This window comes from Dyella japonica DSM 16301, from assembly GCF_001010355.1.
GTDB lineage: Bacteria > Pseudomonadota > Gammaproteobacteria > Xanthomonadales > Rhodanobacteraceae > Dyella > Dyella japonica.
Genome location: NZ_JPLA01000078.1, coordinates 1 through 226, shown reverse-complemented (window position 1 = coordinate 226; position 226 = coordinate 1). Strand labels below are relative to the sequence as shown.

Annotated in this window: 1 protein-coding gene; it reads left to right on the top strand. The window is 65.9% G+C overall.

Going from position 1 to position 226, the window contains the following annotated elements:
- Positions 1 to 226 (top strand): prolyl oligopeptidase family serine peptidase (locus tag Y882_RS18170; protein ID WP_046973370.1); only part of this gene is annotated, 226 nt, incomplete at both ends.

Below are 226 nucleotides of genomic sequence, written 5' to 3'. Positions count from 1 at the left end.
GCGCCGCCAGCACGGCCGGACACGTCTGCATCTTCGGCGCGAGCTATGGCGGCTATGCGGCGCTCGAGGGTGCGGTGAAGGAGCCGGATCTCTATCGCTGCGCGATCGGCTACGTCGGCGTCTACGATCTGGCCAAGATGTACACCGACGGCGACATTTCCGATCGCGTCTCCGGCAAGAATTATCTGCGCAACACGCTGGGCACCGATCCGGCCGTGCTGGCGGC